The organism is Afipia sp. P52-10 (genome assembly GCF_000516555.1).
In the GTDB taxonomy this organism is placed as follows: domain Bacteria; phylum Pseudomonadota; class Alphaproteobacteria; order Rhizobiales; family Xanthobacteraceae; genus P52-10.
Genome location: NZ_AZSJ01000003.1, coordinates 425,271 through 437,687, shown reverse-complemented (window position 1 = coordinate 437,687; position 12,417 = coordinate 425,271). Strand labels below are relative to the sequence as shown.

General features: G+C 63.6%; 9 protein-coding genes. 7 read left to right on the top strand and 2 right to left on the bottom strand.

Features of this window, described 5'->3' with window-relative positions:
- Window positions 1-52: 52 nt before the first annotated feature.
- The 4 genes from X566_RS03385 to X566_RS03370 all read left to right on the top strand — a co-directional run bounded on the left by X566_RS03385 (window position 53) and on the right by X566_RS03370 (window position 6,130).
- Window positions 53-1,216 (top strand): MFS transporter, encoded by a 1,164-nt coding sequence (locus X566_RS03385; RefSeq protein ID WP_081740206.1) that lies wholly within the window; start codon window positions 53-55, stop codon window positions 1,214-1,216.
- 155 nt (window positions 1,217-1,371) lie between these two features.
- Window positions 1,372-3,033: an electron transfer flavoprotein-ubiquinone oxidoreductase gene (locus X566_RS03380; protein ID WP_034463462.1), complete on the top strand. Its 1,662-nt coding sequence runs from the start codon at window positions 1,372-1,374 to the stop codon at window positions 3,031-3,033.
- A 266-nt stretch (window positions 3,034-3,299) separates the two neighbouring features.
- Window positions 3,300-5,090, top strand: a complete 1,791-nt coding sequence (locus X566_RS03375) for a tetratricopeptide repeat protein (RefSeq protein WP_081740033.1) — start codon at window positions 3,300-3,302, stop codon at window positions 5,088-5,090.
- 158 nt (window positions 5,091-5,248) lie between these two features.
- Window positions 5,249-6,130 (top strand): 4-(cytidine 5'-diphospho)-2-C-methyl-D-erythritol kinase, encoded by an 882-nt coding sequence (locus X566_RS03370; RefSeq protein ID WP_034463458.1) that lies wholly within the window; start codon window positions 5,249-5,251, stop codon window positions 6,128-6,130.
- A 117-nt stretch (window positions 6,131-6,247) separates the two neighbouring features.
- Here the strand turns inward: X566_RS03370 and X566_RS03365 are convergent, their stop codons facing one another.
- Entirely contained in the window at window positions 6,248-7,678 is a 1,431-nt protein-coding gene (locus tag X566_RS03365; protein ID WP_034463457.1) for an aldehyde dehydrogenase family protein, read from the bottom strand.
- A gap of 389 nt (window positions 7,679-8,067) precedes the next feature.
- Between X566_RS03365 and X566_RS03360 the strand changes: the two genes are divergently transcribed.
- Window positions 8,068-9,411, top strand: coding sequence for an LLM class flavin-dependent oxidoreductase (locus X566_RS03360; RefSeq protein WP_034463456.1), 1,344 nt, complete (start codon window positions 8,068-8,070; stop codon window positions 9,409-9,411).
- A 91-nt stretch (window positions 9,412-9,502) separates the two neighbouring features.
- Here X566_RS03360 and X566_RS03355 read toward each other — a convergent pair whose 3' ends face one another.
- Window positions 9,503-10,309, bottom strand: coding sequence for a helix-turn-helix domain-containing protein (locus tag X566_RS03355; protein WP_034463455.1), 807 nt, complete (start codon window positions 10,307-10,309; stop codon window positions 9,503-9,505).
- A gap of 77 nt (window positions 10,310-10,386) precedes the next feature.
- Here X566_RS03355 and X566_RS03350 point away from each other — a divergent pair, with 77 nt between their 5' ends.
- Both X566_RS03350 and X566_RS03345 read left to right on the top strand, forming a co-directional pair.
- Window positions 10,387-11,574 (top strand): MFS transporter, encoded by a 1,188-nt coding sequence (locus X566_RS03350; RefSeq protein ID WP_034463454.1) that lies wholly within the window; start codon window positions 10,387-10,389, stop codon window positions 11,572-11,574.
- 171 nt (window positions 11,575-11,745) lie between these two features.
- Window positions 11,746-12,336: a hypothetical protein gene (locus X566_RS03345; protein WP_343213032.1), complete on the top strand. Its 591-nt coding sequence runs from the start codon at window positions 11,746-11,748 to the stop codon at window positions 12,334-12,336.
- Window positions 12,337-12,417: the final 81 nt, after the last annotated feature.

Here is a 12,417-nt window from a genome sequence, read left to right as displayed (position 1 = left end):
CGTATCGGGCGGGGATGGGGTGGGGCTTTCCGGAAGATCATTGATCGTCGCCATGTGCATCGGCCAGATCGGCAACCTGCTGCCGCATGTGGTCGTGCCGGCCATTATGGCGCAGCATCTAATGCCGCTATGGAAGCTCTCCGGAAGTGAGGCCGGGCTGATGGCGAGCGGCTATGCGTTCGGCTATATGCTCGCTGTTCCCGTACTGACGACGCTGACCGACCGTATCGACGGACGGCTCGTCCTGTTGTGCGGGTCGCTTCTGAGTGCGCTGGCGACGATTGCCTTTGGCCTGTTCGCTGACGGGCTTGTCTCTGCAACTGCGCTGTGGGCGCTTGCCGGCATCGGCTTTGCCGGCGCCTACATGCCGGGGCTGAAGGCGCTCACCGACCGCCTGCCGCCGGGAGACAGTTCGCGCGCGGTGACCTTCTACACGTCGAGCTTCTCGTTCGGTGTCGGGCTCTCGTTTCTGGTCGCGCAACTGGTCGCGGACGGGCTCGGCTGGCGCGCCGCGTTCCTCGTCACCGGCCTCGGGCCGCTGGCAATGATCGTCACCTGCATCCTGATGGCGCCGCACCGGCCCGCGCTGGTGAACGCAAAACTGCTCGACTTCTCGCCGGTATTCCGCAATCGCACCGCGCTCGGTTACATCCTCGGCTACGGTTCGCATTGCTTTGAACTGTACGGCATCCGCACCTGGATCGTCGGCTTCTGGACTTTCGTCGCTGCACAGAATGCAGACAACGCGCTGCTGGGCCCGATCGCGGTCAGCGTATTGTTCACGGCGCTGGCGATGCCCGCCAGCATTCTCGGCAACGAGGCGGCGCTGCGATTTGGCCGGCATCGGGCGATCAGCGTGGCGATGCTGGCTTCAGCGCTAATCGCGGTGGCGATCGGACTTTTCGCGGGCGCGTCGCCGCTGCTGCTGCTGGTGCTGATCCTGCTCTATGCGATGACGGTTCCGGCGGATTCGGGCGCACTAACCGCCGGCATGACCGGCGCCGCCGATCCGGCCTTCCGCGGTGCGACCATGGCGCTGCACTCCACCGTCGGTTTCGGCCTGTCGGCGTTGGGCGCGTGGGGCGTCGGCGTCGCACTGGACGCAGCAGGCGGCCCGATGAGCGCATCGGGCTGGCTTGCGGCGTTCTGCGTGCTGGCCGTGGGTATCGCGGTGGGCCCGTTGGCACTGGCCTGGTCGCGCGCCCGCACAGCTTGAGCGGACTCGCGAAAATCGCGGAAGCAGGCCTACGTTTCGGTGGACGAAACAGCTCTGGCCGCCTTGCGGAATGCCCCTCCTGCATTTCCGAGGTTGTGATTGCTGCAAAAATCGTCAAAAACGGGGGGCAGGTTTTAGAACTGTTCGAGGAAACGATGAGCACGGAAGAGTTGCCGCCCCGGGAATCCATGGAGTTCGACGTGGTGATCGTCGGAGCGGGCCCGTCGGGTCTTTCCGCTGCGATCCGCCTCAAGCAGATCAACCCCGAGCTGTCGGTGGTGATCGTCGAAAAGGGTTCCGAAGTCGGCGCACATATCCTGTCGGGTGCGGTGATCGATCCCGTCTCGCTGGACAAGCTGATCCCGGATTGGCGGGAGGATCCCGACTGCCCGCTGAAGACCCAGGTCAAGGATGACCACTTCTACTGGATGATGAAGGGCAGCGCGATCCGTCTGCCGAATTTCATGATGCCGCCGCTGATGAACAATCATCACTGCTACATCGGCTCGCTCGGCATGGTCTGCCGCTGGCTCGGCGCGAAGGCCGAAGCGCTCGGCGTGGAAATCTATCCGGGCTTCGCTGCGGCTGAGGTCATCTACGGCGACAATGGCGAAGTGCGCGGCATCGCCACCGGCGACATGGGCATCGGCCGTGACGGCAAGCACAAGGATTCCTATACCCGCGGCATGGAGCTACTCGGCAAGTACACTCTGTTCGCCGAGGGCGCGCGCGGCAGTCTGACCAAGCAACTGATCAAGAAGTTCTCGCTCGACGCCAACAGCGAGCCTCCGAAGTTCGGCATCGGCCTCAAGGAGGTCTGGCAGATCGATCCAGCCAAGCACAAGAAGGGCCTGATCCAGCACTCGTTCGGCTGGCCGCTGAACATGTCCACCGGCGGTGGTTCGTTCCTCTACCACTACGACGACGATTTGATCGCGGTCGGTTTCGTCGTGCATCTAAACTACACCGATCCGTATCTGTCGCCATTCGAGGAATTCCAGCGCTTCAAGACCCACCCGTCGGTTGCGCCGATCTTCGAGGGCGCCGAGCGCCTGGCCTACGGCTCGCGCGCGATCACCGAAGGCGGCTACCAGTCGGTGCCGCGCCTGACCTTCAAGGGCGGCGCCCTGATCGGCTGCGCTGGCGGCTTCGTCAACGTCCCGCGCATCAAGGGTGTGCACAACGCCATGGGCACCGGCATGCAGGGCGCCGAGCATGTGGCGGCGGCGCTCGCGGCTGGTCGCGCCAATGACGAACTGGTCGAGTATGAGAACGGCTGGCGCGGTTCGGCGGTCGGCAAGGACCTGTTCAAGGTCCGCAACGTCAAGCCGCTTTGGTCGAAGTTCGGCACGATCCTCGGCGTCGGTCTCGGCGGTTTCGACATGTGGATGAACACGCTGTTCGGCTTCTCGCTGTTCGGTACGCTCGGTCACGGCAAGCTTGACCGCGACACGCTGGTCCCGGCCAAGGACTCGGCGCCGATCGCCCCGCCGAAGTTCGACGGCAAGACTACCTTCGACCGGCTCTCCTCGGTGTTCCTGTCGAACACCAACCATGAGGAGGATCAGCCGATCCACCTGCGCGTCGCCGATCTCGATCTGCAGAAGCGCTCCGAACTCAACGTATTCGCCGGCCCCTCGAATCGGTATTGCCCGGCGGGCGTCTATGAGTGGGTCGAGGAGGGGGCGGACAAGAAGTTCGTCATCAACGCCCAGAACTGCGTCCACTGCAAAACCTGCGACATCAAGGACCCGAACGGCAACATCACCTGGGTTCCGCCGGAAGGCGGTGGCGGACCTAACTATCAAGCGATGTAGCTTCGCACCGGGACGACACCGTGCCCACGCAAACGTGCGTGGGTGCGACGTTCCGGCCACGATGCCGCCACACTCGGTTGGCGCTAAGATGCTATAGGGTGCGTTTGAGAATTCTCTCGAGCGGCGCCCCGAACGCTTGCGGGGAGCGGTCGAAAAGCCCATTGTCGCGGCTCAACACGCGTCTTTTGGTTCATTTTTCGCCGATTTGACGCAACGCCGGACCACGCCTCTTTAGCACTGCAACTCTGGAGCCAGGGCGAATCGTGATGTCATCTTCCCCCCGCCGCGCTGCTGTCCTCGCCTCATTGGCCGCGCTGGTCCTCCCGGCCCAGGCGTTCGCCCAGCATCCGAAGGCTGCTCCCAAGACGGAAACCATCCGCTCCGGCGCCGTCGAATTCGCACCGATCGACCGCAACGAGAAGCCGACCACCGCCGGCAGCTACCTGGCCGCCCGGCATGCGAGCGTCGAGCGCGATGCAGGGGCTGCGGCGTCCTATTATCGGTCGGCGTTGCGCAGCGACCCGAAGAATACCGAGCTGCTCGACCGCGCCTTCATCTCCACGCTCGCCAATGGCGATATCGACGAGGCGGTGAAGCTTGCCGAACGCGTGCTGCAGACCGACAAGGCCAACCGCGTGGCGCGGCTGGTGGTCGGGGTGCGGGCTTTGAAGCAGAAGCAGTACACGCTCGCCCAGCAGAACATCAATCAATCGGTGCGCGGTCCGATCACGGATCTGGTCGCGGCGCTGCTGTCGGGCTGGGCCGCGACCGGTGCGGGCGACGTGCGGGGCGCCGCCGCCAGCGTCGACCGGCTTGCGGGGCCGGAATGGTATCCGATCTTCAAGGACCTGCATGTCGGGCTGATGTACGACGTGGCCAACCGCCCCAAGGAGGCCGGTGTCCGGCTCGAGCGCGCCTACAAGCTCGACGACTCCGCGCTGCGGGTGGTGGATGCCTACGGGCGCTGGCTGTCGCGCAACAAGTCCGGCGCGGCTGCCTCCGAGGTCTATGAGGCCTTCGACAAGAAGCTGTCGCGCCATCCGCTGGTGCTGGACGGCATTGCCGACGGCAAGGCTGGAAAGAAGATGCCGCCGATGGTCGATTCGCCGCAGGCCGGTGCCGCGGAGGTGCTGTACGGCATCGGCGCCTCGCTGACCCGCCGTGGTGCCGAGGACCTGGCGCTGGTCTACCTCCAACTCGCGTTGTACCTCGCGCCCAGCCACTCGCTTGCGCTGCTGTCGCTTGGTGATCTGTACGAAACCTTGAAGCGTCCGCAACTTGCGATCGGTGCTTATGAGCGGGTGCCGGCGAACTCGCTGTTGAAGCGCAATGCGCAGATTCAGCTCGCGACCAATCTCGACGCGGTCGAGCGGTCTGACGAGGCGATCAAGATCCTGAAAGGTCTGACGGACGAAAATCCCAAGGATATCGAGGCGATCATGGCGCTCGGCAATATCGAGCGCGGCAAGAAGAAGTTCGCCGAATGCGCCAACACCTATTCGCTCGGCATCGATGCTATGCCCGAAGCGAGTGACCAGAACTGGGTGTTCTATTATTTCCGCGGCATTTGCTACGAGCGCTCCAAGCAGTGGCCGAAGTCGGAGGCGGATCTGAAGAAGGCGCTCGAATTGAAGCCGGAGCAGCCGCATGTGCTGAATTATCTCGGCTACTCGTGGATCGATCAGGGCATCAACCTCGATGAGGGCATGAAGATGATCCGCCGCGCGGTCGATCAGCGCCCCGATGACGGCTACATCGTCGACTCGCTTGGCTGGGCCTATTACCGGATCGGCAACTACGAGGAAGCCACCAAACATCTGGAGCGAGCGATCGACCTCAAGCCCGAGGACCCGACCATCAACGATCACTTGGGCGATGCCTACTGGCGCGTCGGCCGCAAGCTCGAGGCCCGCTTCCAGTGGGCGCATGCGCGGGACTTGAAGCCGGAGCCGGAAGAGCTGCCGAAGATCGAGGCGAAGCTGCGCGACGGCCTGCCGGACGACAAGGAGCCGACCGCTGCCGCCAATGAGGTCAAGAAGGACGATCGCGGCGGCTGATCGGCCTCTGCCTTTCATCGGGGCTTTTCGGGGTAGCGGGGCGTCGCCGGATAGGCTGTGGAAGGGTTCCCCTGCGTGATATGTCAGGTGCTCTCTTGATCGTTTCGCCGCGATAGTGAAGAGAACATCTGATTACACACGAGGGCAGGTCGTCGTCCATGTCAGAGCTGAAGGATCGCGCGCGCGCCAAGGTCAACTTGACGCTGCATGTGCTTGGACGGCGTGCCGACGGCTACCATGATCTTGAAAGTTTGGTGGCGTTTGCCGACTGCGCGGATGGGCTGACGCTGCAGCCGGGATCGGCCTTCGCGCTGCAGGTGACTGGCCCGCGCGCCGACGCCTGCGGTGATCTGACGGACAATCTGGTCGCCAAGGCGGCCCGGGCGCTCACCGAGCGGGTGCCGCAGGCGAGGTCGGGTACTTTCCTGCTCGACAAGCATCTGCCCGCGGCCGCGGGCATTGGTGGCGGTTCGGCGGATGCGGCGGCGGCGCTGCGGCTGCTCGCACGGGCCAATGCGCTCGCTGCGGGCGATCCGCGCCTGGTCGCGGCGGCGCAGGCGGTGGGGGCCGATGTACCGGTGTGCCTCCTGTCGTCCGGCTGCATGATGCGCGGCGCGGGCGAGCGGGTGACGCCGATGCGGTTGCCGCGTTTTCCGTGTGTGCTGGTCAATCCGGGTGTGCCGGTGCCGACCAAGGATGTGTTCACGGCGATCGGCCTGAAGGCCGGTGAGAGCTACACCCCGCCAGGCAAGCCTGCGGATGTGGCGTGGCCTGTGGCGTCGGCGACTGCGGATACCTGGCTTGCTGCGATTGGCGCGGGCCGTAACGATCTCGAGCCGGTTGCGGTGAAGATCCAGCCGGTGATCGCGGATGTGCTGTCGCTGTTGCGACAATCGAACGGCTGCACGCTGGCGCGCATGTCAGGCTCGGGCGCCACCTGCTTCGGACTGTTTGCAGATGATGCGTCCGCAGCCGCAGCCGTTGCGGCGCTGCGGACGAAGCACCCGCATTGGTGGGTCGAGGCCAGCGCGCTGAGTTGACGCACAAGCGATGTCGTCTTGAGCTTTCTCTCGGCAATGCGATGAGCGGCGATAGGGGAAAAGAAAAACGCCGGAGCGGGGTGCGCTCCGGCGTTCGTTGCTAGCATCGGGACGGCATTACGCGGCGTTGAAACCTGCGATCGCCTTGGCCTCGAGATACTCCTCGAGGCCGAATTTACCCCATTCGCGGCCGTTGCCGGACTGCTTGTAGCCGCCGAAGGGGGCGGCGCGCTCGTTCGGAACGCCGTTGAGGTTGACGTTGCCCGCGCGGATCTGACGACCGACGCGCTTGGCGCTCTCCACGGTACCGGCCGAGACGTAACCCGCGAGACCGTATGGCGTGTCGTTGGCGATCTGCACCGCCTCCGCTTCGTCCTTGGCGCCAAGGATCGTGATCACCGGGCCGAAGATTTCTTCGCGGGCGATGGTCATGTCGTTGGTCACGTCGGCGAACACGGTCGGACGCACGTAGAAGCCCTTGTTCACGCCCTCAGGAAGACCCGGGCCACCGGCGACCAGCGTCGCGCCTTCGTCGATGCCCTTCTTGATCAGCGCCTGGATCTTGTCCCACTGGGTGCGGTTGACGACCGGGCCGATGGTGGTGCCTTCAGCGCGCGGATCGCCAGCCTTGGTCTTCTCGGCGACCGCCTTGGCGATGGCCGCCACTTCTTTCATCTTCGAGGCCGGCACGATCATCCGGGTCGGCGCGTTGCAGGACTGGCCCGAGTTGTTGAACACATGGGCCACGCCACCGGCGACGGCCTTGTTGAAGTCCGCATCCTCCAGGATGACGTTCGGCGACTTGCCGCCGAGCTCCTGGCTGACGCGCTTGACCGTGTTGGCCGCACGCTTGGCGACATCGATACCGGCGCGGGTCGAGCCCGTGAACGAGATCATGTCGATGCCCGGGTGCTCGCTCATGGCGACGCCGACATCGGGGCCGAGGCCGTTGACCAGGTTGAACACGCCCTTCGGCACGCCGGCTTCATGCATCACTTCCGCGAACAGCAGCGCGGAGGTCGGCGTGAATTCGGACGGCTTCAGGATCATGGTGCAGCCGGCGGCGATCGCGGGCGCGACCTTACAGGCGACCTGGTTCATCGGCCAGTTCCAGGGCGTGATCATGCCGACGACGCCAACCGGTTCGCGCACGACCACCGCCGAGCCGATCGTCTCCTCGAACTCGTAGCTCTTCAGCACGTCGAGCGTCGACATCAGGTGACCGAGGCCGGCGCCGGCCTGAGCGCGTTCGGACAGCGGCAGCGGCGCACCCATCTCGTCGGTAATCGACGAGGCGATGTCTTTCATCTTGGCCTTGTAGACTTCGATGATCTTGGTGAGCAGCGCGATGCGCTCCTCGCGGCTGGTGACGGAGAAGGTCTCGAAAGCCTTGCGGGCGGCGGCGACCGCCTTGTCCACGTCCGCCTTCGAGCCGGCCGCGATCTCGTACAGGGTTTCCTCGGTCGCCGGATTGACGACGGGAATTGTTTTCTTGACGACGGGATCGACCCACGCGCCGTCAATGTAGAATTGCAATCTGTTGACCATCACAAGACCTCTCGACTTGATAGCTTCCTCGGGCGGCACATGCAGAATTCCCGGCAATCGGTCCGGCTTTCCGCAGGTGATTGTTCAGGCTCGCGGCCACCATCCGCAGCGCGGACGGCATATGGGAAACGCCCCCTCGGGCGCGGCGGGATATTGGGTCTTTCCTCGGCGGAATGCAATCCAAACCGACAAGGGGCAGGATTGCGGCTCCAAGCGCTTGCGCTTTGCGCCATGCGGCCTGCAGGATCACTGATGGCGAGCGCGGCTGAATTGTCGCAGCGGCATGCTGGTTGTCATCGGGGGAAGGCGCCGCGGCGGGTGGGCACCCTTGACCTCGTCCCCCCGAAGAATACGTGCTCAGCACCGGACCGTTCCAGGGGCATTATTCGATGAGCAAACGTCAATTGAAACTTGGCGCCTTTATGCGCCCGATCAGCATCCACACCGGGGCCTGGCGTTATCCAGGAGCCTATCCCGATGCCAATTTCAACTTTTCGCATATCAAACGTTTCATTCAGAAGCTGGAATATGGAAAATTCGACGCCTTCTTCATGGCCGATCACCTGGCCGTGTTGAATATGCCGGTCAATGCGTTGAAGCGCAGCCATACGGTCACGTCGTTCGAACCCTTCACCTTGCTGTCGGCTTTGGCAGGGGCGACCGAGCGGATCGGCCTTATTGCAACGGCATCAACGACGTTTGATGAGCCCTATCACATCGCTCGCCGCTTCGCCTCGCTCGACCATATCAGCGGCGGCCGCGCCGGCTGGAACATCGTTACCACCTCCAACCCGGATGCCGCGCTGAACTTTGGCCTCGACGATCACATGAGCCACGACGAACGCTATGTGCGCGCGCGCGAGTTCTACGACGTGGTGACGGGGCTGTGGGACTCGTTCGCTGATGATGCATTCGTGCGGGACGTGGAGTCCGGACTCTACGTCGATCCTGAGCGCATCCATGTGCTCAATCACAAGGGCAAATACCTGTCGGTGCGCGGGCCGTTGAACATTGCGCGCCCCGTGCAGGGCTGGCCGGTGATCGTGCAGGCCGGCGCTTCCGAGCCGGGCAAGCAGCTCGCGGCGGAAACGGCCGAGATGGTATTCGCGGCGGGCGGCAACCTCCAGACAGCCAAGGCGTTTTATGCGGACGTGAAGGGCCGCCTCGACAAGCTGGGGCGCGACCGCGATCACCTGAAGATCCTGCCCGGCGCATTCGTCGTGGTCGGCGAGAGCGAAGACGAGGCGAAGGAGAAACTCGCGCTGCTCGATAGCCGCGTACATTACGACAGCGGTATCGCCTCATTGTCCATCGCGCTCGGGCACGACGCCTCCGGCTTCGATCCCGACGCGCCGTTGCCAGAGATTGCAGAGACCAATGCGAGCAAGAGCGCTCAGCAGCGTGTGCTGGAGGTTGCGCGTCGCGACAACCTGACGGTGCGCCAGCTTGCCCAGCGGCTCGGCGGCTATTCGGGGTTGAAGTTCGTGGGTACAGCAAAGACGATCGCTGAGCAGATGGAGCAATGGCTGGTGGAAGAGGGTTCTGACGGCTTCAACGTCATGTTCCCGTTCCTGCCTGCCGGTCTGGACGATTTCGTCGACAAGGTGGTGCCGGAGCTGCAGCGGCGCGGCATCTTCCGCAAAGAATACGAAGGACCGACATTGCGCGACAATCTCGGTCTGCCGCGGCCGGAAAACCGATTCTTCCCGAAGCAGCAGGCGGCCGCCGAATAACGCGAGGCAGCTATAAGATCGACGGTTGTTCCGGACTTGCGTGTCATGCATCGCACAAGCCTGGAACCGCTGGTATTCGTGGCCCGGATGATCAGACGTCCTGCGTCTTCCGCGACAGGAATGCGGTCGGTGTCTCGCCGGTCACGTCGCGGAAGGCATGGCTGAAGGCGGCGGTCGAGGAGAAGCCGAGCTTTGCGGCGATCTGCTTGATCGAGATGCCCGGTTGGCCGAGTTGCTCGATCGCGGCGATGATGCGGGCGCGCTGCTTCCAGGATTTCAGCGTCAGCTTGGTCTGCTCCGGAAACAGCCGCGTCAGCGTCCGTCCCGAAATGCCGACCGTTGCCGCCAGCGTCGGCAGATCGTGCGTGCCAGCCGGATCGCTCAGGATCAGGTTCGCCACCTGCCGCGCTTTCGGATCGAGCGGCATCGGCATGAAGGTCGAGGCATCGCCGGCGTCGCGCAGGTCCATGATGATGAGCCGCGCCAGCGTCAATTTGCGCGCAAGCGAGCCGTGCGGTTCGAACATCGCCAGGATCGCTTCGCGCATCAGGCTGCCGACGCGTACGACGAACTCGTCGGTGAGGCTCGCCTCGGCGGTCTGCTCCTGGAGCCAGTCCGGCTGAAAATAAAGCGTCCGCATCTCGATATCGGACAGCACGTCGATCGCGTGCTCGAGCAGCGGCGGCACCCACACGGCGCGTTCCGGCGGCACCAGCCAGACGCCGCGCGGTGTCTGCACCTGCATCACGCCCTTGGCGGCGAACACCAGTTGGGCTTCGCGATGCATATGCAGATCAAGCCGCGTGCCTCCGGTATAGGCGCGCGCAAGCGTTTCGACCCCATGCTTGAACGGGGCTGGATCAGGCGAAAGTCGGGCTGGCGCCTTTTCGATGCTCATTGGCAATACGTCGATGATCCGCCAATGTATAGTCGATTTTGCTGATTTTGGAAGCAGAATTGACCAGGACTAACCTTATGAACCGGCCACAGACCGTTATCACCTACATCAACGTCGCCCATTTCATCGATCACTACGCGATGCTGATCTTCGCTGCCGCCGTCATTTTGATGGGGCCGGCCTTCAACCTCGGCTATGCCGAGATGCTGCCCTACGCGACACCAGGCTTCATCGCCTTCGGCGCGGGCTCGCTCGCGACCGGCTGGCTCGGCGATCGCTGGAGCCGCCGCCACATGATGGTGATCTTCTTCATCGGCATCGGGCTCAGCATGGTCAGCGTCGGCTTCGTGCAGACGCCGCTGCAACTCGGCGTCGCGCTGTTCGCGGTCGGCCTGTTCGCCTCGATCTATCATCCGGTCGGCACGGCGATGATCGTCTCCTATGCCGAGCAACTTGGCCGCGAGGTCGGCATCAACGGGGTGTGGGGCAACCTCGGCGTGGCTCTGTCGGCGCTGGTGACAGGCATCCTCGCGCAATATCTCGGTTGGCGCTGGGCTTTCGTCTTGCCGGGTGTGCTGACGGTTGCGATCGGCATCGCCTTCATGCGTGCGGTCCATCACGAGGTGCGGACCGGGCACAAGACCGAGCAGCCGACTGCTCGCGTCGCCAAGAACGATATGTGGCGCGTGTTTGCTTCACTCCTGATCGCAGTGGTTGCGTCCTCGACCACCTTCAATGCGGTGACGGTAGCATTGCCGAAGCTGTTCGCCGAGCGGCTGACGGAGCTGACCACGAGCCCTGCGCTTCTGGGCGTGATGACCGCGGGCGTCTATATGTTCGGTGCGCTGACGCAGTTCAATGTCGGCAAGATGTTGGACAAGCATTCGCTCAAGCACATCTTCCTCGTGCTTGCGCTGCTGCCGGCGCCGCTGCTGTACGGTGCTGCGGTGCTCGACAACGTGCCGCTGCTGTTGGCTTCGATCGGCCTGGTGATGGGTATGTTCGGCATCGTCACCGTGAATGACGCGATGGTCGGCAAATATACGGCCGACGAGTGGCGAGCTCGCGCTTACGCGGTGCGCTACTTCATCGGCTTCACCGCCGCCGCCGCCGCCGTCGGCATGATCGCGTGGCTGCACGAACTGGGCGGGTTTGCGCTGACGCTGAAGGTGTTCGCCGCGCTGTGCGTGCTGATCGTCGTCTCGGCGTTGATGTTCCCGGCTGACCGGCGGGCAGCATCGCTGGCGGCGCAACCTGCCGAGTGAGGGAGACAGCCCTCCTTTTCATCACACGCACCGTAACATATGCCGGGGTGGCGAATTTATCCCGTCACCACCGGCAGCCCCTTGGCAGCCCCGAGACGGATCGGTTAGCGTTGCCGGATGATGGATCGATGGACTTCTGGTGTTCGCTCTCGCGCGTTGCTCGTTGCGGGAGTGTTTGTCCTGGCGGCGCTCAGCACTCCGGTTGCGGCGATCGACTTGCGGCCTGAAGTGGCCAAGCTTTACGAAAGCGTGTCGGTCTACCCGCCGAACGGTAATTCGATGACGGTGTGCTACGGTTTCGTCTGCCGTCGCCGCGAACTGTTCGACTTTACCGCCGCGGACAAGAAGACGCTGGCCGCGATCCTTGCCGCCGGCAAGGCCGGTCCCGCCGCGGAGCGGGCGGCAATTCAGAAGGCCGTGGTCTGGTTCGACAAGCGGCTTGGCCCGATCATCGGCACGACCAAGCGTATCGCGCGGGCGGACTTCCGTTATAACGCTGACAAGAGCAACTACGATTGCTGGGACACCACCCGCAACATTACCGGATTGCTGGTGCTGCTGCAGGATTGGGGATACCTGCGGCATCATACGGTGAGTGATCCGCGTTACAGAGGCAACGTGCTCGTTCTGCAGACACCGCACAATACGCCGGTGATTAAAGAGAAGGCAGCCGGCAGCGAGTGGGCGGTCGATATGTGGACCGTCGGCTATGCGCAGCCGCCCCAGGTGATCACAATCGCGCAATGGATGACCGAACAGTGATCGGCAGCCTGGATTCAACGTCGTTCTGACATCAAATCATCATACGGTTTTGCCAGGTGAGGTGTCTTCCTCCTCGCAATT